Source organism: Amycolatopsis thermophila (genome assembly GCF_030814215.1).
GTDB lineage: Bacteria > Actinomycetota > Actinomycetes > Mycobacteriales > Pseudonocardiaceae > Amycolatopsis_E > Amycolatopsis_E thermophila.
Map to the genome: position 1 here is coordinate 2,785,430 of NZ_JAUSUT010000001.1, position 26,569 is coordinate 2,811,998.

Here is a 26,569-nt window from a genome sequence, read left to right on the forward strand (position 1 = left end):
TTGAATGGCGCGGGTGAGGGTCGTGGACTTCGGCGGTGCGGGCCGGCCCATCGTGTTGCTGCACGGGCTGATGGGCCGGGCGCGCACCTGGTGGCGGGTGGCGCAGTGGCTGCGGCCGTACGGGCACGTCGTCGGGCTGGACGCGCGCGGGCACGGGCGGGCGCCGCGGGTCGGGCCGTGGACGACGGAACAGTTCGTCGCCGACGCCGCCGAGGCGGTGCGGTCGCTGGGTTCGCCCGCGGTGCTGATCGGGCACTCGATGGGCGGCCTGCACGCGTGGGCCCTGGCGGCGACGCACCCCGAGCTGGTGGACGCCGTGGTGGTCGAGGACATGGCGCCCGACCAGCGCGGCAAGACCGTCGAGACGTGGCGCGGATACTTCGAATCGTGGCCGGTGCCGTTCCAGTCGCTGGCGCACGTGCGGGACTTCTTCGGGGAAACCGGCGACTACTTCACCGAATGCATGGCGGAACGCGACGATGGCTGGCACCTGATGGCCTCGCTGGACGACCTGTACGAGATCGCCGCAGAATGGGGGCGGCGCGAGTACTGGTCCCTGGTGGAGGCCGTGAAGTGCCCATTGCTGGTCATCGAGGCCGAGCACACCCTGATGCCGCCGGGCCAGCAGGCGGAGATGGCGAAGCGGGCGGTGCGGGGACGGCACGTGGTGGCCCCCGGCGCGGGGCACGTGGTGCACGACTCGGCGCCCGACTTCTATCGCGGCGCGGTGGAGGCCTTCCTTTCCGAGGTCCTGGAGCGGTAGGTATCGGGAAAACCGCGCGCCGCACGAGACCCTCCCGCCGCCCGGCAACGCCAAGCGACGTGGGGCCACAACCCGAACCAGAACCCGGCAACGCGAGCCCTCAACCCGAACCGGAACCCGGCAACGCGAGCCCCCGACCCAAACCGGAACCCGGCAACGCATGCGGGGCGCGGCCTCCCCAGACGTCCCGGCGGCCGGCAACGCCAGGCGAGGTGCGGCCTCCCCAGACCTCCCCCGCCCCCGATCCCCAGCCCGCCTTTGGTCGCCGACCAGGCGTGTCAAGGTACTCTTTCCCGCCTTGACACGCCTGCTCGGCGACCGAAAACACTCCATCCGGAGGGGGCGGGGGAGGTCGGCACCCAAGGTGACCGTTCGGCGCCGTAGGCGCCCTCCGCCGCGAAGCGGCGGGAAAAGATCAAAAGAATGTCCTCGCCGGACGGGCAGGCTCCGGGATGACCGGGGAGCGTTGTCATCTCACCTCATGCAGTGGGTCGCTGGGTGGTCATCCCGTCGCCTGCATTGAGGCCTATCACTGTGAGCCAGGCCCGCACGCTTGACATGTCATCTCGCGCGGGTGCCGGGGGTGCGGGCCTGGCTCACAGTGATCGAGACGGCCTCAGGCGACGGGATGACCACCCAGCTCACTTTGGGGGCAGGGCGCTTCGCGCTGCGAAAGCGTCTGCGCGGCTAGTGTTCGCCGGGGAGGGCGAATCGTCCGTCTTGGGTTTGCTCCACCAGGCCGTCCACGAGCAGCGAGTCCAGGCACCGGTCGCGCTGGCCGGCGTCCGACCAGACCACGTCCAGGCTCGACTTCCACACCGGTTCCGGCGTCCCGCGCAGCACGTCCAGCAGCAGGCCCCGCACGTGCCGGTCCGTCCCGGCGTACTTCTGCGTCGCCTTCGCCGGGCCGCTGTAGGCGGGCCGGCCGGCCTTCTGCCAGGCGCAGTCGTCGTACACCGGGCAGTCCGCGCACCGCGGCGAGCGGGCCGTGCACACGACCGCGCCCAGCTCCATCAGCGCCGCCGAGAACCGCGCCGCTCGTGCCTCGTCGTCGGGCAGGATCGCGGCCACGTCGGCCATGTCGCGCGTGTTCGACGGCGGCCCCGCGTCACCCGCGCCGTGGACCGCCCGTGCCACCACGCGCCGCACGTTCGTGTCCACCACCGGCGCCCGCTTGCCGTACGCGAACGCCGCCACCGCCCGTGCCGTGTAGGACCCGATGCCGGGCAACGACAACAGCGTGTCCACATCGGACGGGACGACGTCGCCGTGCTCCTCGGCGATAGCCGAAGCGGCCGCGTGCAGGCGCAGCGCGCGCCGCGGGTAGCCGAGCTTGCCCCACGCCCGCAGCACCTCGCCGTGGCTCGCCGCCGCCAGCGCCGACGGCACCGGCCACCGCGCCAGCCACTCGTGCCAGACCGGCTCGACCCGTGCGACCGGCGTCTGCTGCAGCATGATCTCGCTGACCAGCACACCCCACGGGGTGCACTCCGGCCGCCGCCACGGCAGGTCACGGGCGCACGAGTCGAACCAGTCGATCAGCAGTTCGGAGTCGATGGGCACCGGCCCAGACTAGTTGTCCTGCACTTCGGTGACCTTGCCGGTGAACACGTCGTAGACGAACCCGCGCACCTTGTCCGTGTGCGGCAGGTACCGGCTGGTCCGCACGCGGCGCATCGACCGCCGCACGCTGTCCTCCACGTCCCGGAACGCCTCGACCGCCCACGTCGGCCGCACGCCGCCGGCCTCTTCCAGCTCGTCCTTGAAGCCGTCCTCGGTGACGGTCGACAGGCCGCACGCCGTGTGCTGCATGATCAGCACCTCTTCGGTGCCCAGCTTGCGCTGCGACAGCGACAGCGACCGCACCACGTCGTCGGTGACCACACCGCCGGCGTTGCGCAGGATGTGCGCTTCACCCTGGATCAGGCCGAAGATCTCGAACACCCGGATGCGGGCGTCCATGCAGGTCAGGATGGCGATCTTCATCGACGGGCTGGCCGTGGAACGGTCGCCCAGCACGGGGTCGGTCAGTTCGGTGTTGCGCTGCAGCAGGGTGTCGATCGCGGTCACAAGTGCCTCCCGGGTTCAGGTCCGGTAACAATTCCACCGGGTGCGCAGGCGGCCCGCAATGAGGCAGATCACGGCCCGAACCAGTGCTGCTCCATCGTGCGCGGCGGTGCGGACGTCGTGCCGATCCGCAGTTGCGTGTGGAGCGTGATGATCCGCGGCTTCACGTGGTCACCGGAGGACAGCAGCAGCTTGCCCGCGGCCCGGCCCTTCTCCAGGACCGGCTGGTGCACCGTCGTCAGCCCGGCCCGCTCGGCCTCGGCGATGCCGTCGAAACCGGTCACCGTCAGGTCCGCCGGCACCCGCAGACCGCGCCGGTTCGCCTCCGCGAGCGCGCCCAGCGCGAGGATGTCCGAGGTGCACAGCAGGGCGGTCACCTGCGGGTTGGCGTCGAGCAGCTGGCGGGCCGCGGCCGCGCCGTCGTCCATGGTGTGCTCGAACCGCTCGACCACCGGCACGGTCGACCAGTCGACACCGACCTTGGCGAACGCCTTCGACATCGCCTCCAGCCGGGCGCGCTGCACGTGGAAGTGCGCGCTCTGCTGCCGGTCCAGGTAGGCGAAGCCGTCGTTGCGGTCACGCGCCAGCCGCATGCACAGGACGCCGATCTGGCGGTGCCCGAGCCCGATGATGTGCTCGGCGAGCGCGGTCACGGCGGTGGTGTCGTCCGGGCCGACGCGGTCGACACCCTCGATGCGGGGCTGGTCGATGATCACCGTCGGCACCGGACGCGCCAGCACGGCGCCCAGGTGCGGGTCGTCGTCCGGCACCGAATAGACGACGAACCCGTCGACGCCCGCCCGGTGCACGGCGGCCACGTCGTCGCGGCCGGGGCTGGCCGGCACCAGGTGCAGGCCGACGCCGGCGTCCTCGCACGCCAACGCGAGACCTTCGAGCACGCCGATCGCGGCCGGGTCGCGGAAGGCGTAGGACAGGTTCTCGGTGAGCAGCAGTCCGACCGCGCCGGCCTTGCGGGTGCGCAGCGACCGCGCCACCGGGTCCGGGCCGGGGTAGCCCAGGCGCCGGGCCGTTTCCAGCACGCGCTTGCGCAGTTCGGGAGACAGCTGGTCCGGGCGGTTGTACGCGTTGGACACGGTGGTCCGCGACACGCCGAGCTCCGCGGCGAGCGACGCCAACGTCGCCTGTCGCCTCATGCGCATAGGACGCCCCATGAGGGAACCGTAACGGTTCAGAACGAAGTCGTGAAGTCGAACTCCGTCCGTGCGGCGTGCGCCACGGCGCAAGGTCCCGTTCAGGCGGGGGTAACCGACCCGGTCCGGGGCTCACCCGTTGGGGTAAGGTGAACTCGAAAACCGTTTCCAATAGCGCTGACGCCGCATCCCACCTCGGACTTCAGGAGTGCTCGCGATGAGTTTCCCCCGCCTGCTCGGTCTCGCGTCCGCTGCGACGGCCCTCGCCCTCGGCCTCACGGCCTGTGGCGGGGGTAACACCGGGAGCGACACCGGCGGCAGGATCGACGTCGTCGCCTCGACCAACGTCTGGGGCAGCGTGCTGTCCGCCGTCGGGGGCGACCAGGTGGCGGTCACCGCGATCATCGACGACCCGAGCGCCGACCCGCACTCCTACGAGACCACCCCCGAGGACGCCATCGCCGCCCAGAAGGCCCAGCTGACCCTGGCCAACGGCGGAGGCTACGACGACTTCTTCGGCAAGCTCGCCGACCAGGCCGCGAGCGCCCGCAAGCTCAACGCGTACGACATCGGCGCGACCGGCGACGAGAACGAGCACGTCTGGTACAGCTTCACCACCGTGGCCAAGGTCGCCGACCAGGTCGCCGCCGAGCTCGGCCGGATCAAGCCGGACGCCGCGCAGACCTTCACCGCCAACGCCACGAACTTCAAGGCCCAGCTCGACCAGCTGACCCGGAAGGCCGCCCAGATCGGCAGCAGCCACCCGGGCACGAAGATCCTGGTCACCGAGCCGGTCGCGCACTACCTGGTCCAGGAGGCCGGGATCACCGACGCGACCCCGGAGCGGTTCTCCGAGGCCGTCGAGGAGGAGACCGACGTCCCGCCCGCCGCGGTGGCCGAGGTGAACGACCTGATCACCGGCAAGCAGGTCCGCGCGCTGATCAACAACGAGCAGACGGTCACCCCGGTCACCGGGCAGGTCGTGGCCACGGCGAACGGGGCCGGTGTCCCCGTGGTGGGCGTGACCGAAACGCTGCCCGCCGGTACGACGGACTACATTGCCTGGATGACCGGCGAAGTCGACGACCTGGCGAAGGCGCTGAACTCTTGAGCCCCGCGGTGGAGATCTCCGGCGCGACCCTCGCGTTCGGTTCGCGCACCCTGTGGTCCGGTTTGGACCTCGCGGTCGAGCCCGGCGAGTTCGTCGCCGTGCTCGGCCCGAACGGGTCCGGCAAGACCAGCCTGCTGAAGGTGCTGCTCGGTCTGCAGCACCTGTCCCGCGGCAGCGTGCGCATCCACAGCGGCCGCCCGGTCGGGTACGTCCCGCAGCAGCGGGCGATGTCCGAGGCGCTGACGCTGCGCGGTGTGGACCTGGTCGGCCTCGGGCTCGACGGGCACCGCTGGGGCACCGGGCTGCGAGGTCTGGCCGAGCGACGGCGGCGCGTGTCGGCCGCCGTGGCGGCCGTCGGCGCCGAGTCCTACGCGAAGCAGCCGGTGGGCAAGCTGTCCGGCGGTGAGCAGCAGCGGCTGCGGGTGGCGCAGGCCCTCGTCGGCGAGCCGGACGTGCTGCTGTGCGACGAGCCGCTGCTGTCGCTGGACCTCGCGCACCAGCGGGCGGTGAGCGAGCTGATCGACGCCCGCCGCCGCGAGGCCGGCACCGCGGTGCTGTTCGTGACGCACGAGATCAACCCGATCCTGCCCTATGTGGACCGCGTGCTGTACCTGGTCGAGGGCCGGTTCCGGATCGGCAGGCCGGAGGTCGTGATGACCTCGGAGACCCTGTCCGAGCTGTACCGGGCGCGCGTGGAGGTGGTCCGCGTCGGCGGGCAGATCCACGTCGCCGGCGCGCGCAGCGCGGTCTGCGAGGACGAACCCCACCACCTGGACGAGCGCGTCTCGTGACCACCGAAGGTTTCCGCTGACCATGGACAAGCTCTTCGACTTCGGCCTGACCGCGCAGCTGCTGGGGCTGCCGTTCGTGCAGACCGCCCTGCTCGCCGCGGCCGTCCTCGGTCTCGTCGCGGGCGTCCTCGGCCCGCTGATCGTGACGCGGCGGATGTCCTTCGCCGTGCACGGCACCGCCGAACTGGCCTTCACCGGCGCCGCCGGTGCGCTGCTGCTCGGAGTCGGTGTCGAGTTCGGGGCGCTCGCCGGCGCGGTGATCGCCGCGCTGCTGCTCGGCCTGCTCGGCGGGCGGGAGTCCGATCGCGACTCGGTGATCGGCGCGATCCTGTCCTTCGGGCTCGGCCTCGGCGTGCTGTTCCTGTGGTTCTACCCGGGCCGCGCGGCCAACAAGTTCGGCATCCTGGTTGGCCAGATCGTGTCGATCGAGACGACCAACCTGATCGTGCTGGTCATCGCCGCGCTCGTGGTGCTGGCGATCCTCGCGTTCATCTACCGGCCGCTGTTGTTCGCCAGCGTCGACCCGCACGTCGCGGCCGCGCGCGGGGTTCCGGCGCGCACGCTGTCGGTCGTGTTCGCGGTGCTCGTCGGTGTCGCGACGGCGCTGGGTGTGCAGATCGTCGGCGCGCTGCTGGTGGTCGCGATGATGGTGACCCCGGCGGCCGCGGCCGCGCGGCTGACCGCCAACCCGTGGAAGGCGACCGTGCTGGCGATCGTGTTCGCCGAGACCGCGGCGCTCGGCGGTATCATCCTGTCGCTCGCGCCGGGTGCTCCGGTGAGCGCGTTCGTCACCGCGATCGCGTTCATCATCTACCTGGTGTGCCGGCTGGTCGCCCACCTCCGCGACCGGGCCGCCCGCGTCACCGAGGGTTCTGCTGCAGTTGCGCCTGCAGCGCCGTGAGGAACTTGTCGTCGAGGAAGGGCAGCTGACCGCTGGAGACGCTGCGCTCCACGGTCTCCAGCACGACCACGTCGGAGTTGACGAACATGCCGATCGCCTGGGCCTGGTCGGTCTTCGGCGTGAAGTAGGCGAGCATCGTCAGGTTCGCGAACCCGGCCGCCAGGTACCGCGAGGACGCCTTGGTGAACGAGTCGCCGTAGAACAGGGTCTTCTCGTTCACCGTGGAGGACATCGGTGACGCGAACCGGTAGGACGGTGTCTCGATGTCGGCGATGGTCTGCCCGGCCCGGTCGACCACACCGTCCGGACGCAGGTCGTAGAGCACGTTCGTCTTGTCGGCCTTCTTGCCCAGCAGGGGAGGCAGGTCGGCGGCCACCGTGTAGCTGCCGACCTTCTTGCTCTGCCAGGTGGCGGTGATGCCCGGCTGCACGGCTTCGGCGACCGCGCGGGTCATCACCAGCGACCCCTCGTCGGTCCAGTGGGTGTCGTTGGACGGGTAGACCGGGCGCCCGGCCCGCTGCGCCTCGGCGGTCAGCGCGGGCCGCAGGTCCACCGCGCCCGCGGCGTCGATCTGCTGCCACGTCGGCGCCTCCGCGGCCTGGTGGCAGTCCCGGCCGGGATAGCTGGCGGGCAGGTTCTCCGGCACCATCGTGGACTTGTCCGGCGCGACGACCCACACGAACTTGCGGCCGGACGCCTCGATCATCGTGCGGAGCCGCGTCATCCGGTCCAGCGTGTCCGGCAGCATCCGGACCGGATCGCACTTGGCCTCGGCGTCGTAGCCGAAGTAGAGCCAGCCGTTGCGGCCCTCGATCACCTGCCGGTAGCCGGCCTGGTCGAGCGGACCGGACGTGGTCGGCTGGTCGTTCTCGCCCTGCGTCTGGGTGGGCGGTGGGCTGCCCGGCAGCGGCCCGGTTCCGGTGGTGCCGCCCTGGTCGCGCGGCGGGGTCTCACCGAAGAACGTGCGGCTCACCCAGTCCGCGGCCTCGATCGCGGCACTGCGGAAACTCAGCTGGTCGGTGGCCCAGCCGGGCAGGCTGGTGAAGAACGCCCAGCCGTCGCCGAGGCTGGGGAACCCGGCGAGGTGCCGGTTCTCGATCTCCGCCGGCCGCGCGCCGAACACCCACAGCAGCGCCGGGGTCGTGAAGAACACGATCGCGCTGATCAACGCGGTGAGCTGGCGGCCGCCGTGCCGGGGCCGGTGCAGGGAGTGCTCGCGGGGAAGCCACGCCTCGTGCACCGCGGGGAGCTGCTGCGGTTCGTGCGCCACGGCGGACACGTTAACCGTTCACCTAGTGAAGCATCAGCAGAACCTGCAACTCACCGACCACGAACCCGATCACACCGCCAACCGCGATGAGCTTCCACTCCTCCTGGCGGAACGCCGGGCGCAGCAGGTTCTCGTACTCCTCGGGGGTGAGCGCCAGCATCCGCTGCTCGACCATGTTCGCCAGGTCCATCGCCTCGACCAGGTACGGCTCGGCGTTGCGGAGCAGGTGCGGCATCTGCGCCAGCGCGCCGGCGGACGCCGTCTCGGTCATCTCACGCAGCCGCTCGCCGCCGACGGTCGCGGACACCAGGGGCCGGATCAGGGCGACCTGCTCGTCGACCGCCCTGGCCACCACTCGCCGGACGATCGCGGTGAGCCGGTCGGCGCGCGGGCCGGTGAGCAGCTCGTCGAGGAGGTTCGGCACGGTCAGCACCTCGCGGGCGATGATCTCGCCGTACTGGCGGGCGACTTCGGCCTTGCGGCGCTGGAACTTGCCCTGCAGCGTGATCGGCCCGATCTTCACCGGCCGGCGCGGGAGGAAGATCATCTTGATCGCGAGCCAGTCGGTGAACAGCCCGATGCAGCCGCCGAAGACCGGCAGCACCCACGGGTTCTTCGTCAGCGCCCACACCACGGCCTGGACGATCCCGAGGACGAATCCGAAGTAGATCCCGCAGCGGGCGATGAAAGACATTTCCGGGCGGGAGGTCTCGCGGATCAGGCGCACCAGCAGGGCCCGGTCGCGGGTGAGCCGCTGGACGGTCATGTGCTTGACGTCGAGCACGCCGTCGAGGTTCGCGCGGATCTCCTCCAGCAGCTCGCGCACCAGCCTCGGCGAGCCGGCCTGCAGCTGTTTGACGATCAGGTCCTGCGCCATCGGCGGCAGCGACTCCCACAGGCGGGGGTGGTGCCGGGCCAGGACGTCGCGGGCGAGGTCGTCGATCGCTCGCAGCAGCGGCTGCTCGATCTCGCGGACGAGCCGTTCCGGCCGGATGCGGGCGAACACCTCGCCGAGGTCGATCAGGTTCGCGGTGAGCAGGTCGGTCGCGATCGCCGCCATCCGGCCGCCGTGCTTGGGCACCACGCCCTGCCAGCCGAACACCGGGCGGATGCCGACGAACTCCAGCGGCCGGAACATCATCTCGATCGCCACCCGCTTGGTGACGTACCCGATGAGCGCGGCGACGAACGGGATCGCGGTGTACAGCGGCCAGTGCCCGGCGAGATCGGCCAGAACCGCGTCCATCCGCCACCCCCTCCTGGCGCGAGATTAGTGGAGCAGCAGGATCGCCTGAAGCTCCCCCACGAGACCGCCGATGATCGCACCGACCGCGATCAGCTTCCACTCGTCCTGCCGGAACGCGGGCCGCAGCAGTTCCTCGAACTCGATCGAAGACAGCTGCCGCATCCGCTGCACGATGGTGTTGCGGACGTCCAGGGCGTTGACGGCGTAGTCCTCGGCGTAGCGGATGGTGTCCGGCACCCGCTCGGCCGCCTTCGCCGCGGCGGCCTGTTTCATCTCCTGCCACTTGCGCGTGCCCACGGCGGCCGCGACGAGCGGTTTCACCACGCCGGCCTGCGCGTCGATGGTGCGCTGCACCTCGCGGCTGATCAGGTGGAACAGCCGGTCGGCCTTCGGACCCTTGAGGATCGCCTCGAGCAGGTTCGGGATCGTGATGATCTCGCGCGCGATCATGTCGCCGTAGTCGGCGGCCACCTGGTCGCGGCGTTTCTGGAACACGCCCTGCCAGGTGTAGAGGCCGAAGAACTCGCGCGGCTCGCGCGGCAGGAAGATCATCTTCAGGGCGAGCCAGTCGGTGAACCAGCCGATGCCGAGGCCGAACAGCGGCATCACGATCGACGATTTGGTCAGCGCCCACACGAGGAGCTGGACGCAGCCGAGGGCGAAGCCGAACACCAGCCCGGAGTTGGCGATGAACCGCATTTCCGGGCGGGAGATGTCGCGGATGAGCCGGTTCAGCAGGCTCTTGTCGCGGACCAGGTTGGTCACGACCATGGTCTTGAGGTCGAGGACGTCCTCGATGTTGTCCGACAGCTCCCGCATGATCTTGGCGATCACCTTGGGCGCTTCGGCCCGGATGCGGCGCATGAGCAGTTCCTTGGCGCCGGTCGGCAGCGCTTCCCACAGCCGCGGCTGGTACTGCTCCATGACCTCCTCGGTGATCTCCTCGACCACCTGCAGGAGCGGTTGCTCGATCTCCTTGGCGATCTGGTCGGGGTCGAGGCGGGCGAAGATCTCCTTCGGGTCGACCAGGTTGGTGGTCAGCATCTCGGTGGCGGTGGCCGCCATTCGCTCGGCGTTCGCCGGGAGGACACCTTGCCAGCCGAAGATCGGCCGGATGCCGACGAACTCGATGGGCCGGAACATCATCTCGATCGCGACGCGTTTGGTGACGTAGCCGATGAGCGCGGCGATGAACGGCATCGAGACGTAGAGCGGCCAGTGTTCGGCCAGGTCGGCCACGATCTCCTGTAGTTGCACCGGCCCTCCCTCGCGACGTCCGCCGAACGGTATCCCAGCGGGTGGGGGCCGGGTGTGAGCCGGATCGGGATGATCTTGATAATGGGTCACCCGAAAGTATGGAAACCCAGGTCCAATCGCACTAAGGTGCCCGCATGCCTCCTGCCGAGTCCCAAGATCCCATCCACGGAAATCCGCTGTTCCCGCTCGTGTTCCGCGGCTACGACCGTCCGCCCGTGGACGAGAAGTTCGCCCAGATCACCGCCGAGCTCCGCGAGACGGCCGCTTCCCGCGACGACGCCTTGTCGTCGGTCGCGGAGCTGACCCGCGCGCTCAGCTACGCCCAGCAGGAGCTGAGTGAAGCCAAGCAGGCGCTGTCGCGGATGGCGAGCGACCCGTCTAGCGCCGCCACGATGACCGAGCGCGTCCGCACGATGATGACCCTCGCCGAAGAGGAGATCGCCGAGCTCCGCAACCGCGCCGAAGCGCAGGCCGACGACATCCGCGCGGCGGCCGACAAGTACGACCTCGACACCCGCAAGGCCGCCGACAAGATGGTCGCCGAGCGGGAGGCCGAGCTGGCCAAGCGGCGTGACGACCTGGAGCTGGAGTTCCAGGAGCGGCACACCGCGCTCACCACCGAGCACGAGAACCTGATGGCCGAGGGGCGTGCCGAGATCGCCCGCCTGAACGAAGAGGCGGCCCAGGAGCGTGCCCGGCTGGACGCCGAGGCCGCCGAGGCCCGCGCCAAGGCCGAGCAGGAGACCGAGGCCGAGCTGGCCCGCAAGACCGAAGAGGTCGAGGCCGCTCTGGCGGCGAAGACCGAGGAGGTCGAGACCGCGCTGGCCCGCAAGACGCGCGAGGTCGAGGAGCGCCTGGCGAAGGACACCCGGGAGACCGAGGAGCGTCTGGCGAAGCTCACCGCGGAGACCGAGGCGAAGATCGCCGAGGACACGGAGAAGACCGAGAGCCGCCTGGCGAAGCTGACCGCCGAGACCGAGGCGAAGATCGCCGCGGACACCGAGGAGACCGAGAGCCGCCTGGCGAAGCTCACCGCGGAGACCGAGGCCCGGCTGGCCAAGCAGACTTCGGAGGCGGAAAGCCGGGCGACCGCACTGGTCACCGACGCCGAGCGTCAGCTGGCCGAAGCGCAGCAGGCCCGCACCGAGGCGTTCGAGTTCCGCCGCGAGGTCACCGAGCGCCTCACGGCCACCCACTCGGCCCTCCAGGAAGCGCTGGAAACGCTCGTCCCGGCCGACGACCGCACCCCGGTCGCCTGACCGGTTCTTCGACAGCCAAGGCGCTGGCGCAACGGCGCGCCAGCGCCTTCAGCTATTGCGACTCGGCTCCTTTTCGGCGGACCGGCGCCGCCGTTCCGGCGGGCGCGCCAGCGCCCCGTGGTCCGAAAGAGCTGGGTGGTCATCCCGTCGCTTGAGGTCGTCGATCGACCTCGAGCAGGCGACGGGATGACCACCCAGCGACCCACTCGGAACGGCGACCCAGCCGGCTTCCCTGTCGTTCTTTTGATCTTTTTCGCCGATTCCCACGACGAAAAGAGACGGGGTGCTAAATCCAGCCCCGGGATTTCAGTTCTTCGGTGAAGCGCTGGTAGGAGTGTTCCAGGGCCTCCACCTCGCTGGGGTCTGGCTCGATCAGCTGTCCCTCATCGCTGATCATCCCGGCGGCCTCCGTGAGCCCGCCGGGCAGGACCGCCGCCGCGGCGAGCAGTGCCGCGCCGTAGCCGGTTTCGGCCTGGGGTGACACCCGCAGCTCCATCCCGGTCACGGTGGCCCGGATCCGGGTCCACAACGGACTCCGGCTGCCGCCGCCGGCCGCGACCAGCGGGCCGGTCACCGGCACGCCCAGCCCCTGCAGTCGTTCCAGCGCCAGGCGCTCCACGAACGCCACGCCCTCGAGCCGTGCGCGGTGCAGTTCGACCTCGTCGGCCGGCTCGCCGAGCACGAAGCCCCGGGCCTCGGGCGTCACGAACGGAAAGCGCTCTCCCGAGCGCTTCAACGGGTATGCCACCACCCGCGCCGGACCGCGCTTCGCCGCCGCGGAGTCCATCGCGGCCAGGCCGGCGACCCCGGACACGGCCTCGCCGCCGGTGTTCGACGCCCCGCCGGGCAGCCACCAGCCGTCGGGGTGCCGGTGGCTGTACAGGGCGCCCGACGTGTCCCGCACCAGCTGCTCGGTGACGCCCTTCAACACGTACGTCGTGCCGAGGATGCCGGCGAAACTGCCCGGCGTGACCGCGCCCGTCGCGAGCTGGCCCGCGCACCCGTCGGTCATGCCCGCGACCACCAGGCAGCCGGCGGGCAAACCGGCCACGGCACGGGGCAGCTCGCCGAGGACTGTCGTCGGGCGGACCACCTGCGGCAGCCACGCCACGTCGAAGTCGAAGACCTCGGCCGCCCACTCCTCGCGCAACGGGTCGTACCCGCTTTTCAGGGCGTGCGAGGAGTCGGTCGCCACCGGGCGGCCGAGGAGCTGTTCGCCGATGAGATCCGGCGTGTGCCGGATGCCCGCGGCGTCCGGGCAGGCCCGCCGCAACCAGGTGATCCGGCCGAGCGCCGCCGTCGGTGACACGCTCATCCCCAGCTCGCGCCACCGCGGCGCACCGGCCTCGGCCGCCTTCACGTTGTCGTCCGCCCCGCGGCGGTCGTCGTACATCAGGGCCGGGCCGAGCGGTTCGCCCCGGCGGTCGACCGCGACGATCGTGCCGGAGGTCGCCGACACCGCGACCGCCCGGACGGGCTCCGGCACCGACGCGGTGACCTCCTGCAACACCGCCTCGACCGCGGGCCACCACGACCGCGCGTCCTGCTCGCTCCGCCCGGACTCGTCCCGGACGGGGGCGGGCAACGGCCGCGAAGCCGTCGCCCGCACCGAACCGTCGTCGCCCACCGCGAAGGCACGCACCCCCGCGGTGGCGACGTCGACACCGACAACGGTCACGAGCGCGCCGCCGTCACGTCCTGCAAGCTCACGTCCTCCTTGATCGCCTTCTCGGTGGTCTCCGGCAGTTTGAGGAACCGGGTCAGCACCGCGGCCACGATGTACAGGGCGGCGAAGATGATCACCACGCCCGCCGCGCCGGCCGGTCCGAGGAACAGCGACACGATCGCGGGCCCGACGAACGCGGCGGCACCGGCGCCGAGGTTCAGCAACGCCATGGCACCACCCTTGTTCTCCGGGGCCAGCGACGGCAACAGCGCCGAGATCGGGACGAACCCGGCCAGCGTCGCGCCGTACAGCGCGCCGACGAGCAGCGCCACCCAGTAGTAGTCCGCGCCCAGTGCCGTCGGGACGAAGTACAGCAGCAGGATCGAGATCGCACAGCCGATCGCGCCGAACCAGAAGATCGTGCGCTGCCAGCCGATCTTGTCCGAGGCCACCCCGAAGATCAGGTTGAAGAAGATGTTCGTGCCGTAGATGACCGACACCAGCAGCAGCCACCGGCCCTCGCCGAACCCGATGTCGTCGGCGAAGATCGTCGGGAAGAACACCAGCATGCCGAACTCCGGCGCGGTGTTGATGACCCGCACGATCATGCCGATGCCCACCCGGGGCTTCTTCCAGGCGATCGACACGCTGGACACCAGGCTCTGCACCGGCTGGACGCCCTCCGGCGCGAGCCGGGTGAACCCGGTCCGCTCGCGCACCCCGAGCACGCACAGCAGGCCGCCGACGAGCAGGACGCCGACCGACAGCCACAGCGTGCCGTAGTGGCCGAGCACCGGGTTGGTGAAGCTCGCGACCAGCGACCCGAGCGTGGGCAGGCCGCCGGTGAACGCGAAGTAGAACCAGCCGACCGCGGCGCCGAGCCGGGCGACCGGCGCGACCGCGGTGATCCACACCAGGAACCCGAACGCGAACATCGGGTAGCCGAAGCCGCGGATGCCGTAGGTGATCAGCATCAGCGGGTAGTTCTCGCTGGGCACGGCCACCGCGAGGAACAACGCGTCGAAGACGACCCAGATCGTCAGGCCGATCCACATGACCCGGCGCGGTCCCCACAGCTCCGACAGCGCACCGGACAGCCAGGACGCGAGCATCACCGCCACGCCGTATGCGGTGATCACATAGGACGCGTGAATTTCGGTGCCCGCGCCGTTGTCGGCCATGAACGGGGCGATGAACCCGGACTCCACGCCGTCGCCGACCATGAACAGCAACAGGCCGACATAGCCGAGGAACAGCGGGGCAGGCAGCCCCCACTTCGCGAGGAGCCCGCCGAAACCCCTGCTCGGCTGGGACAACCTCGATGTTGCCGTGTGCGTCATCACGCCTCCATGAGTGTCAAGCTCGACTTATCATGGAGCATGTGAATTTCACACGCAAGTGTGTGAAGCGATCAGACCTCGGCCAGTGTCACGTTCGTCTGGTCCTCCAGCTCGCTGAGGATGTACTTGGACACGCCGGAGTCGATCACCAGGTGGTGGAAGTCCTCCACCTCGGCCAGCCGGTGCAGGGCCGTGCGCGGCACCTTGCTGGAGTCCATCAGCAGCACGCGGATCCCGGCGCTGGCGAGCATCGCGCGCTTGACCATGACGATCTCGGGCTCCTGGTGGAAGGTCATCTCCGCGTTCATCGCCGAGGTGGACACGAAGGTCGCGTCCACGGTCAGCCGCTCGACCGCCTCCAGGCACGGCATGCCGAGGAACGAGTCGTGGGTGGGCGAGTAGTCGCCGCCGAGGCCGATCAGGCGCAGGTCGTCGACGTTCTTCAGCACCTCGATCGTGCGCAGGTAGTTGGTCGCCACGGTCAGCGGCGTGACCTGCGGCAGCAGCCTGGCCAGCGCGAGCGCGGTGGTGGAGTCGTCGAGCAGGATCGACATCCCGGGTTCGACGAAGGCCAGCGCCTCCCTGGCGATCGCGGCCTTGGCCTCGACGTGCGCGCTCAGCCGGTACTCGGTGTTGCTCTCGAACACCGTGGAGGGCTGGGCCGACACCCCGCCGCGGTACTTGCGCAGCAGGCCGCGGCGGGCGAGTTCGTCCAGGTCGCGGTGCACCGTCATCACGCTCACGCCGGTCAGCTCGGCCAGTTCGGCGGCCGACGCCTGGCCCTTGTTCACAACGTAGTCGGTGATGCGCTGCTGCCGGATGTTACGAGACCGGGCGCTCCCGCTCGACTTGTCTTCCACGCCGTCCAGGCTAGGACGTGGGCAGGTTGAACCGGCGCAGGCTCGTCGCGTCGTCGTCGACGCCGATCTCGGTGATCGCCGCGTTCTCCAGCCGTGGGAAGACCCGGCGGTAGTCGCGGACCGGGATGCCGAGCAGCTCGCACAGGCTCAACCGGATCAGCGTGTTGTGGGCGACGACGAGGACGCGCCCGCCGTCCTCCCGCGCGGCGATGGTCCGCAGGGCCGCCGCACCACGCCGCGCCGCCTCGGCGGTCGGCTCGGCGCCGGGGAACGCGCCGGCCACGGGATCGGCCCGGAAAGCGGCCACGACCTGCGGATCCAGCTCGGACAGCACCCGTCCCTCGGCGATGCCGAAGTGCACCTCGCGCAGGTCGTCCAGGACCACGGGTTCGAGGCCGAGCGCCCGCGCGGACGGCTCGGCCGTCGCCGCGGCCCGGCCCTGCGGCGACCGGTACAGCGCGGTGATCCGCTCGCCGGTGGCGGTCAGGTGGGCGGCCAGCCCCTCGGCCTGGCGCCGTCCGCGGTCGGTGAGCCCGACCTCGCTGGTGCCGGCGTAGCGGTTCTCCGCGTGCCATTCGGTCTCGCCGTGGCGGACCAGCAGCAGCCGCGCTCCCATGCGTCCTCCCGTGACAAATCTCGGATCCGGTGTTAATTTAACACCAACGGCGTGAAAGGGGTTGTTGCATGGGTTTCGCCGCGGTGGTGTTCGACCTCGACGGGGTCCTGGTCGAGAGTGAACACCTCTGGGAGGAGAACTGGGTCGCGTACGCGGCCGCCCACGGTGTCGAGTGGACGGCCGCCGACACCGCCACCGTCCAGGGCATGAGCGCCCCGGAGTGGGCCGCGTACCTGGCCGAGCGCAGCGGCACCCCGGAAACCCCGGAGCAGGTCGAGAAGGCCGTGGTCGACGGGATGATCGCGTCGATCGCGAACGGCGAGGCCCCCCTGCTCGACGGCGCAGGCGCGATGGTGCGCGACGTCGCCGCCCGCGTGCCGGTCGCGCTCGCGTCCTCCGCCGCGCGCCGGGTCATCGACGCGGTGCTGGAGACGCACGGGCTGACCGGCGAGTTCGCGGCGACGGTGTCGAGTGCGGAGGTGCCGCGCGGCAAGCCCAGCCCGGACGTCTACGCCGAGGCCGCGTCCCGGCTCGGCTTCCGCGGCGAGGAGTGCCTGGGGGTCGAGGACTCCAGCAACGGCATCCGCGCCGCCGCGGCCGCCGGGCTGACCGTGATCGCCCTGCCCAACCCGACCTACCCGCCGAAGCCGGACGCGCTGGAGCTGGCCGCGCAGGTCGCCGAGTCCAACCACGACGTCCGCCGGCTGCTGCTCGCCTACCTCACCGGGGAGCTGGTGCGATCATGACGACGCTGGGAACGGCCGACACCTTCAAGCGGGACTGGCTGGACGGGTTCGTCACCGCGTACGGCCGCGAGGTCCGCAAGGTGCCCGACGCGTACGGCGTGCTGGGCCGCGGGGTGCCGAGGCAGGGCAAGGTCGCCGTGATCATCGGCGGCGGCTGCGGGCACTACCCGGCCTTCGCCGGGCTCGTCGGGCCCGGCCTGGCCGACGCGGCGGTGGTGGGGGACGTGTTCACCAGCCCGAGCGCCGAGCAGGTCTACCGCACCGCGCGCGCCGCCGAGGGCGGTGCCGGTGTGCTGTTCGCCTACGGCAACTACGCGGGGGACGTCCTGCACTTCGGACTCGCCGCGCGCCGGCTGGCGGCGGAGGGCATCGAGAGCCGCACCATCCTGGTCACCGACGACATCGCGAGCGGCCCGGCCGACGCCCCCGAGCGCCGCCGCGGGGTGGCCGGTGACTTCATCGTCTTCAAGGTCGCCGGTGCCGCGGCCGAGCGCGGCGACGACCTCGACGCGGTGCACGCGGCGGCGGTGAAGGCCAACGCGAACACGCGCACGTTCGGCGTCGCGTTCGGCGGCTGCACGCTGCCGGGCGCGGACCAGCCGCTGTTCACCGTCGGCGAGTCCGAGATGGAGCTGGGGCTGGGCATCCACGGCGAGCCCGGTGTCCGGACGGTCGGCCGCCTCGGTGCCGCGGAGCTGGCCGACGAACTGGTCGACGGCCTGCTGCCCGAGCTGCCGCCGGGTGACGGCCGGGTCGCGGTGCTCGTCAACGGCCTGGGCCGGACCAAGTACGAAGAGATGTTCGTGACCTACACGCGCATCCACGAGCGCCTGACCGCCGCCGGGCTGGACCCGGTGCACACCGAGGTCGGTGAGTTCGTCACCTCGCTGGACATGGCGGGTGTCTCGCTGTCGGTCCTGGTGCTGGACGACGAGCTCGCCGAGCTGTACGGCGCGCCGTGCGACACCCCCGGCTACCGCAGCGGCGGCGCGATCCTGCGGCCGGTCCCGCTTTCCTCCACTGTGGACAAGCAGCTGGACCGTCCCGAGGGCGAGGGCGCCGAGGTCGTCGACCGCGTGCTGACCGCGGCGATGCGCAGCATCGAGGAGAACGAGTCCGAGCTGGGCCGCCTCGACGCGGTGGCCGCCGACGGTGACCACGGACTCGGCATGACCCGCGGCATGCGGGCTGCCGTCTCGGCCGCGCGCGCCGCCGCCGGGTCGTCCGTCGCCGACACCCTGCTCGCCGCCGGCACCGCACTCGCCGACGCCGCCGGCGGTGCCTCCGGCGCGCTGTACGGCGTGCTGCTCGCCGAGACGGGCGCGGGCCTTCGCGTCGAGCGCATCACCACGACGGTGGTCGCGGACGCGGTCGACGGCGCGGTGCGCGCGTTCACCGAGCTGGGCAAGGCCGAGCTGGGTGAGAAGACCATGCTGGACGCGATCGAGCCGTTCCGGCGGGCGCTGCGCAGCCAGGCCGAGGCCGGCGCCGCGCTGCCGGACGCGTGGCGCAAGGCCGCCCAGGCGGCGACGCTCGCCGCCGAGGAGACCGCGAACCTGGTGCCCGCCAAGGGCCGCGCGGCCCGGCTGGCGCAACGCAGCAAGGGGCACGCCGACCCCGGCGCGACCTCGTTCGCCCTGATCGTCACGGCGATCGGGGAAGCTCTGAGCAAGGAGGGCAACTGATGCGGGTCGTCGTGGCCGCCGACAACGCGGGCGTGCTGCTGAAGAACGAGGTGCGGGATCTGCTGCGCGCCGACGAGCGGGTCACCGAGGTGATCGACCTGGGCGCCGACAGCCCGGAGGACGACCGCGCGTACCCCGTCTTCGGCCTGGCCGCCGCCGAGAAGATCGCGAACGGCGAGGCCGACCGCGGTGTCCTGGTCTGCGGGACCGGCATCGGCGTGGCGATCTCGGCGAACAAGGTACCGGGCGTCCGCGCCACCGTCGCGCACGATTCATACTCGGCCGAGCGGTCCGTGAAGTCGAACAACTGCCAGATCATCACGTTCGGTGCCCGCGTGATCGGGGCCGAGCTGGCGAAGAAGATCGTCACCGAGTGGCTGGGGTACACGTTCGACCCCGGCTCGCCCAGCGCGGCCAAGGTCGCGCACATCACCGAATACGAGCAGGTCCACGCGGCCAGTTGAGTCCGACCAGGTTCGAGGAGGAGCCAAGTGCGCGTTCTGTGCGCGGGAGATGAGTTCGTCGGCAACGACCTGCTGGCCGACGCGGTCCGGGCCGAGCTCGGCGCCGAGCCCGAGTTCACCGAGTTGTCACTGCCGTGGCCGGTCGAGCCGTTCGGCCCGGTAGGCGGCGTGCACGAGGCGAGCGGCACCGAGGAGCAGGTCATCGAGGCGCTGGCCGGGGCCGAGGTCGCGGTCACCCAGATGGCACCGTTCACCAAGAAGGTCTTCGCCGCCGCGCCCGAGCTGAAGCTGGTGTCGGTGTGCCGCGGCGGACCGGTGAACGTGGACCTGGCCGCCGCCACCGAGGCGGGCGTCGCCGTGACCTACGCGCCGGGCCGCAACGCGACCGCGGCCGCCGAGTTCGCGATCGGCATGATCCTCGCCGCCATGCGCCGCATCTCGACCTCCTCGGCCGAGCTGCTGGGCGGCACCTGGCGCGGTGACTACTACGCCTACCCGAACGCCGGTCTGGAGCTGGAGGGCACCACGGTCGGCCTGGTCGGCTACGGCGCCATCGGCTCGCGGGTGGCCAAGGTGCTCGTCGCGTTCGGATCCAAGGTGCTGGTCGCCGACCCGTACGCGAAGCCGGACCAGATCGCCGCGGATGGCGCGGAGCTGGTCGAGCTGGAGGACCTGCTGCGCCGCAGCGCGGTGGTGAGCCTGCACGCGCGGCTGACCGACGAAACGCGCCACCTGATCAATGCCGAGCGCCTGGCCCTCCTGCCGCACGGCGCGGTGCTGGTCAACTCGGCGCGCGGCGGGCTGCTGGACTACGCGCCGCTGCCGGATCTGCTGAAGTCCGGACGGCTGGGCGCGCTCGCGCTGGACGTGTACGACGTCGAGCCGCCGCCCGCGGACTGGGCGCTGCGCGACGCGCCGAACGTCATCGCGACACCGCACCTGGCGGGTGCCAGCCGCCAGACCGCGGAACGGGCCGCGCGGATCGTCGCCGCCGAGGTCGGCCGCTACGCCCGCGGGGAGAAGCCGGCCAACATCGCCAACCCGGATGTGCTGCGATGATCATCGGCGTCGACATCGGTACTTCACTGACGAAGGCCGTCGTCTTCGACGAGGCCGGGGTGTCGCTGCACCAGGCGTGCACGCCGTCCGAGGTGCACCACCTGCCCGGCGGCCGCGTCGAGCAGGACCTGGACCAGGTCGTCGGCACGGTCGCGACCGTCGTGCGCGAGGTCGCGGCGAAGCTGGACGCGCCGGTCACCGCGCTCGCGTTGACCGGCCAGGGCGACGGCGTGTGGCTGCGCGACGCGGACGGCAACGCCGTCCGTCCGGCCATTTCGTGGCTCGACGGCCGGGCCAACGCACTGCTCGCGAAGTGGCAGGCCGACGGCGTCGCCCGCGAGGTGTTCCGGCGCACCGGCTCCGGCATGTTCCCGGGCTGCGCCGCCGCCATCCTGTCCTATCTGGACACCCACGAGCCGGAGGTGCTGGACCGGGCCGTGGTCGCCGGGTACTGCGTCGACGCCGTGGTGCAGCGGCTCACCGGGAAGATCACGGTGGATGTGTCCGACGCGTCCCTGCCGTTCCTCGACCCCAAGACGCGGCGCTACGACGAGGACGCGATCGCCGCGGTCGGGTTGTCGCACCGCCGGAACCTGCTGGCCGAGCCGGCGGTGCCGAAAGCGGTGTTCTCGTTGAACCGCCGTGGCGCGGAGCTGCTGGGGCTGCCCGAGGGGTTGCCGGTCACCGCGGGCCCGTTCGACCTGCCCGCCAGCGCGATCGGCGCGGGTGTGCGCGAGCCGGGTGACGGCATCCTCACCGCGGGCACCACCCTGGCCTGCCAGGTGCTCACCGACAACGCCGAGTTCGACGGCGAGGGCGAGCCGGCCGGGATGTTCCTGTCCACGCCGAGGCCGGGCGAGTACCTGCACGCGATGCCGGCGATGGTCGGCACCGCGAGCATCGACTGGATCTGCCGCCTGCTCGGCATCGAGGTCACCGAGATCGGGTCGCTGCTCGCGCAGAGCCCGCCCGGCGCGGCCGGGGTGCGGGCGTTGCCGTTCCTGTCCGCGTCCGGCGAACGGGCGCCGTTCGTGGACGCGTCCGCGCGGGCGCAGTTCGCCGGGTTGAGCCTCGAGCACGGGCGGGCGGACGTGGTGCGGGCGCTGTGCGAGTCGATCGCCTACGCGGCGCGGCACTGTTTCGAGGCCGCCGGGCTGTCCGGCCGGCTGTACGCGTGCGGCGGCGGGGTGCGGTCCGCCGAGTGGACGCAGATCTTCGCCGACGTGCTCGGCCGCCCGATCGTGATCCCGAGCGATCCGGGTGTCGGGGCGCGGGGCGCCGTCCTGGTCGCGGCCGAGGCGCTGAACCAGCCGTACGACGCGGACCTGTGGGCGAGCAGCTCGCGGACCGTGACGCCGGTGTCCGAGAATGTCGAGTTCTACCAGCGTGGTTATGCGGACTACCAGGCGTCCCTGACCGCGGCACGAGGGTTGTGGCGACTGTGATCCTGGCCGACGAACGCCGAGCGGTGTGCGAGTACGCGCGACGGTTGTCCGCCGACGGTCTCGTGGTGGGCACCTCCGGCAACATCTCCGCCCGCTCGGGCGACCTGATCGCGGTGACGCCGACCGGGGTGGACTACGGCGTGCTGACGCCCGAGGACATCCCGGTGGTGTCGCTCGACGGGTCCATTGTGGACGGCACGCTGCGCCCGACGAGTGAGATGCCCATGCACCTGTCGGTGTACACCAAGGCCGCCGACCCCGACGGCGCCCCGATCACCGGGGTGGTGCACACGCACTCGGTGCACGCGACGGCGGTGTCCACTTTGGTCGACGAGGTGCCCGCGGTGCACTACATGCTGGCGACCGTCGGACCGTCGGTGCGGGTCGCGGGTTATGCGACGTACGGCACCGAGGAGCTGGCGGAGTCGATGCTCGCGGCGATGGAGGGCCGTCGCGGTTGCGTGCTGGCCAACCACGGCACGATCACCTACGGGGACGGCCTCGCGGCGGCGTACAGCAGGGCCGAGCAGCTGGAGTGGCTGTGCGAGGTGTGGCTGCTCGCCCGCTCGGCGGGCAACCCGCGGTTGCTGCCGCCCGAGGAGATCGCGCACGTGGTCGAGAAACTCAGGGGATACGGGCAGAAGTAGCTGGCATGCTGGGCCGGGTGGAAGAGACCGTCACCCACGTGGAGATGACCAGTCCCGACGACCTGTGCCCGGCAGCGCCCGTCCCCGGGGTGACGCTGGAGAACGTGCCGGCCGACTCGCCGCTGATCCGCCCCACGACGCTCCGGATCGGCGAGCGGTACCACTGGCCGAGCACCACCTGGTCCGAGGCCGAGTGGGCGGAGTACCTGGCCCGCCCCGGCCGGGCCTGCGTGCTGATCCGGTACGCCACGGAGGTCGCCGGCCTGGCCGATTTCCAGTGCTACGCCCTCGGTTCCGTGGAGATCACGACGTTCGGCGTCGTGCCGGAGTACGTGGGCAAGGGCATCGGCGGCTACGCGCTGACCCTGGCGGTGACGGAGGCCTGGAACCTCGCCCCGACCGTGCGGCGCGTCTGGTTGCACACCTCGACGCTCGACCACCCGCACGCCCTGCCGAACTACCAGCGCCGCGGATTCCGCACGTTCCGCACCACCACGGGCGAGCGTTGACGTCGGGGCCGGCTTCCCACTGCGCACGCGGTCCGCACACCACGGGGCGTTCGTCCGCGACGGCCCCAGGTCACGGAATCAGCACAGCGCGGTCGCGGATCCGGTCCCAGGCGCTCACGGGAAGATCGGCCACGACGAGCACTTCGTCCACGCTGGTGAACGGGGTGCCACGGCGGCTACGTGTGTCAACGATGGTGCCGGCCACGTCCAGCGGGATGCCACACACTTCGGCGATCACGGGGGCTGGAGCGCCGTTGAGGTCGACCAGGCCGCCGTCGTCGTAGGACCCGCCCAGGTCTGGTCGTCCAACGTGCAACTCGCGGGCGAGCAGCGGATCGTCCGCAGCCAGTTTCCGGGTTTCGTCGCGTCGAGCGCGCGCGGCCAGTGCGGCTCTGACCGCGGGATCGGTGTTCGCCAGTTGGCCCTGGTCATCGCCGGGCACGCCGTCGTAGACCATGCGGCGCAGGGGCGTGACCATGAGGCAGCCGACGATGACGACGCCCAGCGCCAGTAGTCCACCGACCGTGCTGATCGGACCGTCGACGGTCTGGCCCTGGTCGCTGCGGGGCGTGATCGCCAGAAGCACGTACATCAACGCGTCGAGGCCACCGAAGATCAGGGCGAACCGGCGCGCCTTGGCGGTCTTCAGCCTGAGGGCAGCGTGCAGGAAGGGCACCCACGCGAACGCGCCGGCGGTCGCGACCAGCACGAGGTAGTACCAGAAGCCGCGAACGCGGGCCTTCTGCTCCAGCGGACCCACGCCGTGGGAGGTCGAATGCGCGTGATGACCAGCCGGCTTGAACGACTTCTGGTCCTTGAACCCCATCCGTGCCTCCCCGTTCCATTGATCCTGAGATCGTCCACAGGGGATGACCGTTACAGCGACCCGACACTTCAAGGAAGCCCGGCGGAGCCACCAAGGCCGTCCTCAGGCCGTTCGGGAGACTGCGAAGACCTGATCGATAGCGAGTGCTGTGATCGTCTCTCCGGCGGGGCACCACTCGAGCAGCTCTACGGCCCACTCAGCCGCTGCCTCCACCAAGCTGCGCTGCCCCACGCACCGACACGCGCATTCGGGTCGGGCAGTGTCCGCCGCCGGAACTCGTCGTCAAGGTGCGCAACCACCCGGCGCAGCTCCCGGCCCGGTCCGCGGGGCAACACGCTCAGCGCGTGTTCCAACTCGTCTCGAGCCTCGATCGGACCGCAGCAAGGACGCCTGCGACCACACGCACCGATCGCTGTCTACGCGTACACACCCAACTTGCGCGTACGACACCCGGCCGCCTACGTGGCATTTTCCCCGTGAGTCGCAAGACACCAGCCGGGCGTCCACGGACAGCGGCCAGCCAGGGCCCTCAAGCGTCGGGCACGCGAGAATCCGTGAGAACTGTCGAGACCGGAACCAGCAGGCCAGAGGCGGCTTCGAGCCAACGAAGCCAGATTGCCGCCGACCGGGGATCAGAATTGGTAGTACAGGAACGGGCTGAAGGTCCCGTTCGCCACCAGGATCGCCGCGTACAGCGCGCCGGCTGTCATCACGCCGACGCGCAGGCCGACCGCCCCGCGCGTGCGGGCCGACTCGAGCAGCGGGCCGGTCACCGGGGTCGCCGGTAGCGCGAAGATCGCCAGCGCGCCCAGCAGGATCACCACCCGCTGGTTCGTCAGCGCGGCCCCGACGATGTCGGTCAGGCCGTCGAAGTCGGGGACGAACATGTGCCCGATCATCGTGAACGCGTGCCCGATGTCGGCCGACTTGAAGAACACCCAGCCGAACACCACGAGCACCAGCGTCAGGATCCGGCGACCCACCCGGGCGGCCACGGCCGGCGGCGTGCGGTCCCAGCCGAATCGGCGTTCGATGATCAGCAGCAGCCCGTGGTAGCAGCCCCACACCAGGAACGTCCAGTTCGCGCCGTGCCAGAAACCGGTCAGCACGAACACGATGCACAGGTTCCGGTACGTCTTCGCCGCACCCGCGCGGTTCCCGCCGAGCGGGATGTACACGTAGTCGCGGAACCAGCGGGACAACGACATGTGCCAGCGCCGCCAGAACTCGGTCACCGTCACCGACGAGTACGGCCGCGCGAAGTTCTCCGGCAGCCGGAACCCGAGCATCCGGCCCAGCCCGATCGCCATGTCGGAGTAGCCGGAGAAGTCGAAGTACAGCTGCAGCGTGTACCCGACCGCGCCGAGCCAGGCGATCGCGAACGTCATGTCCGCAGGCGACGTCGCGAAACACGCCTCCACCATCGGGCTCAGCGAGTCCGCGATGATGGCCTTCTTGCACAGGCCCAGCGCGAACCGCGGGAAGCCGGCCGCGATGTCGTCCAGGCGGTGCGAGCGCCGTTGCGGCAGCTGGTCGGCGATCTCCCGGTACCGCACGATCGGGCCGGCCACGAGCTGCGGGAACATCGCGATGTAGGTCACGAACGACACCGGGTCGCGCAGCGCCCGCCGCTCACCGCGGTAGATGTCGACGACGTACGAGATGTGGTGGAACGTGAAGAACGAGATGCCGATCGGCAGCGCCAGGTGCGCCACCGGGAACGAGCCGCCGAACAGCTGGGTGAAGTAGTCGATCTGCTGGGTGGCGAACCCGGCGTACTTCCAGACCACCAGGATCCCGACGTCGAAGCAGATCACCGCGATCAGCAGCCCGCGCTTCCCCGGCGAGCGCTGCTGCCACGGGTTCGGTTCGAGCACGGTGCCTGCCGCGAAGTTGACGACCATGCAGGCCAGGAGGAGCAGGGTGAACGCGCCCGCGCCGCTGGCGTAGAAGATCAGGCTCGCGACCGCGATGATGCCGTTCCGCCAGCTCCTCGGCAGCACCAGCACGGCGAGCAGCACCGCCGGCAGGAAGTACCAGAGGAACAACGGTGAAGCGAACGACATCGACCTGGAGTCCCCCTGTGCAACCGGACCAGCGTGCTGACCTTAGCCGACGAGGTTGGCCCGAAGGAGTGAAACTCACCGCTTCGCCGAGGTGTCAGGGACCACCACCGGCCGGGCCGGCGCTCCCGCTCCCTGGGGATGGTGGGGAATCCAGAGCGGTGGCGCTGCGGTGTTGCCTCGGTCGGAGGCGACGGGCCGCCGGCGAAAGGTCGCAGTGGGGCTCCGGCGAGAGGCCTCAGTCAGGGGACGGCGGGGCGCCAGCCAGCCCCCGGGCCGCCCGGACGCGAAACCCCCCGCCATCGGGCGCCAGCCGGCCACCCCAGCCGTCGAAGCCGCGCCTGCCGCGGGGCTCAGATGCGGCCCGCGACGCGGCGGCGCCGCGCGACTTCGGCCGGCCGCACCGCGGCCGCGACGGAGGCGTTCAGCGACTTCGTGCGGCCCGCGCATCGCTGGCGGCGTGCACAACGTCGGCGGCGCCGATACCTCCGAGCGCGATGGCGCCGCGCAAGGCAGGACCGCGGGGCTCAGATGCGGCCCGCGACGCGGCGCCGCCGCGCGACTTCGGCCAGCAGCACCGCGGCCGCGACGGAGGCGTTCAGCGACTCCGTGCGGCCCGGGCATCGCTGGCGGCGTGCACAACGTGGGTGGCGCCGATACGTCCGAGCGCGATGGTGCCGCGCAAGGCGAGGACCGCGGGGCTCAGATGCGGCCCGCGACGCGGCGGCGCCGCGCGACTTCGGCCAGCAGCACCGCGCCGCGACGAAGGCGTTCAGCGACTTCGTGCGGCCCGGGCATCGCTGGCGGCGTGCACAACATCGGCGGCG

The 26,569-nt window shown here is 71.1% G+C and carries 24 protein-coding genes; 12 read left to right on the forward strand and 12 right to left on the reverse strand.

The features are described from left to right. The first annotated feature begins 4 nt into the window (after window positions 1–4). Window positions 5–763, forward strand: a complete 759-nt coding sequence (locus FB470_RS13890) for an alpha/beta fold hydrolase (RefSeq protein ID WP_306991717.1) — start codon at window positions 5–7, stop codon at window positions 761–763. Window positions 764–1,450: 687 nt separating this feature from the next. On the opposite strand, the gene FB470_RS13895 is transcribed toward FB470_RS13890, so the two are convergent. The 3 genes from FB470_RS13895 to FB470_RS13905 all read right to left on the reverse strand — a co-directional run bounded on the left by FB470_RS13895 (window position 1,451) and on the right by FB470_RS13905 (window position 4,002). Continuing rightward, window positions 1,451–2,326, reverse strand: coding sequence for an HhH-GPD family protein (locus tag FB470_RS13895; protein WP_306991718.1), 876 nt, complete (start codon window positions 2,324–2,326; stop codon window positions 1,451–1,453). Between the two features lie 9 nt (window positions 2,327–2,335). Continuing rightward, window positions 2,336–2,833, reverse strand: coding sequence for a beta-class carbonic anhydrase (locus FB470_RS13900; RefSeq protein ID WP_306991719.1), 498 nt, complete (start codon window positions 2,831–2,833; stop codon window positions 2,336–2,338). Between the two features lie 68 nt (window positions 2,834–2,901). After that, entirely contained in the window at window positions 2,902–4,002 is a 1,101-nt protein-coding gene (locus tag FB470_RS13905) for a LacI family DNA-binding transcriptional regulator (protein ID WP_306991720.1), read from the reverse strand. Between the two features lie 196 nt (window positions 4,003–4,198). Here FB470_RS13905 and FB470_RS13910 point away from each other — a divergent pair, with 196 nt between their 5' ends. From FB470_RS13910 to FB470_RS13920, 3 genes are read left to right on the forward strand one after another with little or no spacing between them, the layout of a single operon-like run. Further along, window positions 4,199–5,092, forward strand: a complete 894-nt coding sequence (locus FB470_RS13910) for a metal ABC transporter solute-binding protein, Zn/Mn family (protein WP_306991722.1) — start codon at window positions 4,199–4,201, stop codon at window positions 5,090–5,092. Beyond that, complete coding sequence (locus tag FB470_RS13915) at window positions 5,089–5,883, forward strand: metal ABC transporter ATP-binding protein (protein ID WP_306991724.1); 795 nt, start codon at window positions 5,089–5,091, stop codon at window positions 5,881–5,883. The genes FB470_RS13910 and FB470_RS13915 overlap by 4 nt, the downstream gene beginning before the upstream one ends. Before the next feature lie 22 nt (window positions 5,884–5,905). Further along, entirely contained in the window at window positions 5,906–6,784 is an 879-nt protein-coding gene (locus FB470_RS13920; RefSeq protein ID WP_306991726.1) for a metal ABC transporter permease, read from the forward strand. Here the strand turns inward: FB470_RS13920 and FB470_RS13925 are convergent. From FB470_RS13925 to FB470_RS13935, 3 genes are read right to left on the reverse strand one after another with little or no spacing between them, the layout of a single operon-like run. After that, complete coding sequence (locus tag FB470_RS13925) at window positions 6,744–8,054, reverse strand: alginate O-acetyltransferase AlgX-related protein (protein ID WP_306991727.1); 1,311 nt, start codon at window positions 8,052–8,054, stop codon at window positions 6,744–6,746. The two genes, FB470_RS13920 and FB470_RS13925, sit on opposite strands and share 41 nt — an antisense overlap. A gap of 22 nt (window positions 8,055–8,076) precedes the next feature. Beyond that, window positions 8,077–9,300 (reverse strand): DUF445 family protein, encoded by a 1,224-nt coding sequence (locus FB470_RS13930; protein WP_306991729.1) that lies wholly within the window; start codon window positions 9,298–9,300, stop codon window positions 8,077–8,079. 24 nt (window positions 9,301–9,324) lie between these two features. After that, the gene (locus FB470_RS13935; protein WP_306991731.1) at window positions 9,325–10,557 is read right to left on the reverse strand and encodes a DUF445 domain-containing protein; all 1,233 of its coding nucleotides are present in this window, start codon (window positions 10,555–10,557) and stop codon (window positions 9,325–9,327) included. A gap of 134 nt (window positions 10,558–10,691) precedes the next feature. On the opposite strand from FB470_RS13935, the gene FB470_RS13940 reads away from it, so the two are divergent. Next, complete coding sequence (locus FB470_RS13940) at window positions 10,692–11,816, forward strand: coiled-coil domain-containing protein (RefSeq protein WP_306991733.1); 1,125 nt, start codon at window positions 10,692–10,694, stop codon at window positions 11,814–11,816. A gap of 286 nt (window positions 11,817–12,102) precedes the next feature. Here FB470_RS13940 and FB470_RS13945 read toward each other — a convergent pair whose 3' ends face one another. The 4 genes from FB470_RS13945 to FB470_RS13960 all read right to left on the reverse strand — a co-directional run bounded on the left by FB470_RS13945 (window position 12,103) and on the right by FB470_RS13960 (window position 16,298). Then, window positions 12,103–13,494: an FGGY-family carbohydrate kinase gene (locus tag FB470_RS13945; RefSeq protein ID WP_306991736.1), complete on the reverse strand. Its 1,392-nt coding sequence runs from the start codon at window positions 13,492–13,494 to the stop codon at window positions 12,103–12,105. Next, on the reverse strand, window positions 13,491–14,822 hold the full coding sequence (locus tag FB470_RS13950; protein WP_306991737.1) for an MFS transporter: 1,332 nt from the start codon (window positions 14,820–14,822) through the stop codon (window positions 13,491–13,493). Before FB470_RS13950 ends, FB470_RS13945 begins: the two co-directional genes overlap by 4 nt. A 71-nt stretch (window positions 14,823–14,893) precedes the next feature. Further along, window positions 14,894–15,682: a DeoR/GlpR family DNA-binding transcription regulator gene (locus FB470_RS13955; RefSeq protein WP_306991739.1), complete on the reverse strand. Its 789-nt coding sequence runs from the start codon at window positions 15,680–15,682 to the stop codon at window positions 14,894–14,896. 10 nt (window positions 15,683–15,692) lie between these two features. Further along, on the reverse strand, window positions 15,693–16,298 hold the full coding sequence (locus FB470_RS13960; protein WP_306991741.1) for a histidine phosphatase family protein: 606 nt from the start codon (window positions 16,296–16,298) through the stop codon (window positions 15,693–15,695). A gap of 68 nt (window positions 16,299–16,366) precedes the next feature. Here FB470_RS13960 and FB470_RS13965 point away from each other — a divergent pair, with 68 nt between their 5' ends. From FB470_RS13965 to FB470_RS13995, 7 genes are read left to right on the forward strand one after another with little or no spacing between them, the layout of a single operon-like run. Beyond that, window positions 16,367–17,044, forward strand: coding sequence for an HAD family hydrolase (locus tag FB470_RS13965; protein WP_306991742.1), 678 nt, complete (start codon window positions 16,367–16,369; stop codon window positions 17,042–17,044). Further along, window positions 17,041–18,729: a dihydroxyacetone kinase subunit DhaL gene (dhaL, locus tag FB470_RS13970; protein ID WP_306991744.1), complete on the forward strand. Its 1,689-nt coding sequence runs from the start codon at window positions 17,041–17,043 to the stop codon at window positions 18,727–18,729. The genes FB470_RS13965 and dhaL overlap by 4 nt, the downstream gene beginning before the upstream one ends. After that, window positions 18,729–19,193 (forward strand): ribose-5-phosphate isomerase, encoded by a 465-nt coding sequence (locus FB470_RS13975; RefSeq protein ID WP_306991746.1) that lies wholly within the window; start codon window positions 18,729–18,731, stop codon window positions 19,191–19,193. Before dhaL ends, FB470_RS13975 begins: the two co-directional genes overlap by 1 nt. A 27-nt stretch (window positions 19,194–19,220) precedes the next feature. Continuing rightward, a complete protein-coding gene (locus tag FB470_RS13980) occupies window positions 19,221–20,252 on the forward strand; it encodes a 2-hydroxyacid dehydrogenase (protein ID WP_306991748.1) in 1,032 nt (343 codons plus the stop codon). Next, complete coding sequence (locus tag FB470_RS13985; RefSeq protein ID WP_306991750.1) at window positions 20,249–21,697, forward strand: FGGY-family carbohydrate kinase; 1,449 nt, start codon at window positions 20,249–20,251, stop codon at window positions 21,695–21,697. The genes FB470_RS13980 and FB470_RS13985 overlap by 4 nt, the downstream gene beginning before the upstream one ends. Beyond that, window positions 21,694–22,344, forward strand: coding sequence for a class II aldolase/adducin family protein (locus FB470_RS13990; RefSeq protein ID WP_306999257.1), 651 nt, complete (start codon window positions 21,694–21,696; stop codon window positions 22,342–22,344). The genes FB470_RS13985 and FB470_RS13990 overlap by 4 nt, the downstream gene beginning before the upstream one ends. A gap of 5 nt (window positions 22,345–22,349) precedes the next feature. After that, window positions 22,350–22,853, forward strand: a complete 504-nt coding sequence (locus FB470_RS13995; protein ID WP_306991752.1) for a GNAT family N-acetyltransferase — start codon at window positions 22,350–22,352, stop codon at window positions 22,851–22,853. Between the two features lie 70 nt (window positions 22,854–22,923). Here the strand turns inward: FB470_RS13995 and FB470_RS14000 are convergent, their stop codons facing one another. Further along, on the reverse strand, window positions 22,924–23,679 hold the full coding sequence (locus tag FB470_RS14000; RefSeq protein WP_306991753.1) for a hypothetical protein: 756 nt from the start codon (window positions 23,677–23,679) through the stop codon (window positions 22,924–22,926). Window positions 23,680–24,311: 632 nt separating this feature from the next. After that, complete coding sequence (locus tag FB470_RS14005) at window positions 24,312–25,745, reverse strand: MBOAT family O-acyltransferase (protein WP_306991755.1); 1,434 nt, start codon at window positions 25,743–25,745, stop codon at window positions 24,312–24,314. Between the last annotated feature and the right edge of the window lie 824 nt (window positions 25,746–26,569).

Bases quoted from the DNA above. Each gene is read 5' to 3' on its own strand.
- FB470_RS13890 (WP_306991717.1), top strand. From the start codon at position 5: ATGGCGCGGGTGAGGGTCGTGGACTTCGGCGGTGCGGGCCGGCCCATC.
- FB470_RS13905 (WP_306991720.1), bottom strand. From the start codon at position 4,002: ATGGGGCGTCCTATGCGCATGAGGCGACAGGCGACGTTGGCGTCGCTC.
- FB470_RS13910 (WP_306991722.1), top strand. From the start codon at position 4,199: ATGAGTTTCCCCCGCCTGCTCGGTCTCGCGTCCGCTGCGACGGCCCTC.
- FB470_RS13920 (WP_306991726.1), top strand. From the start codon at position 5,906: ATGGACAAGCTCTTCGACTTCGGCCTGACCGCGCAGCTGCTGGGGCTG.
- FB470_RS13930 (WP_306991729.1), bottom strand. From the start codon at position 9,300: ATGGACGCGGTTCTGGCCGATCTCGCCGGGCACTGGCCGCTGTACACC.
- FB470_RS13940 (WP_306991733.1), top strand. From the start codon at position 10,692: ATGCCTCCTGCCGAGTCCCAAGATCCCATCCACGGAAATCCGCTGTTC.
- FB470_RS13950 (WP_306991737.1), bottom strand. From the start codon at position 14,822: ATGACGCACACGGCAACATCGAGGTTGTCCCAGCCGAGCAGGGGTTTC.
- FB470_RS13960 (WP_306991741.1), bottom strand. From the start codon at position 16,298: ATGGGAGCGCGGCTGCTGCTGGTCCGCCACGGCGAGACCGAATGGCAC.
- FB470_RS13965 (WP_306991742.1), top strand. From the start codon at position 16,367: ATGGGTTTCGCCGCGGTGGTGTTCGACCTCGACGGGGTCCTGGTCGAG.
- dhaL (WP_306991744.1), top strand. From the start codon at position 17,041: ATGACGACGCTGGGAACGGCCGACACCTTCAAGCGGGACTGGCTGGAC.
- FB470_RS13975 (WP_306991746.1), top strand. From the start codon at position 18,729: ATGCGGGTCGTCGTGGCCGCCGACAACGCGGGCGTGCTGCTGAAGAAC.
- FB470_RS13985 (WP_306991750.1), top strand. From the start codon at position 20,249: ATGATCATCGGCGTCGACATCGGTACTTCACTGACGAAGGCCGTCGTC.
- FB470_RS13995 (WP_306991752.1), top strand. From the start codon at position 22,350: ATGCTGGGCCGGGTGGAAGAGACCGTCACCCACGTGGAGATGACCAGT.
- FB470_RS14000 (WP_306991753.1), bottom strand. From the start codon at position 23,679: ATGGGGTTCAAGGACCAGAAGTCGTTCAAGCCGGCTGGTCATCACGCG.
- FB470_RS14005 (WP_306991755.1), bottom strand. From the start codon at position 25,745: ATGTCGTTCGCTTCACCGTTGTTCCTCTGGTACTTCCTGCCGGCGGTG.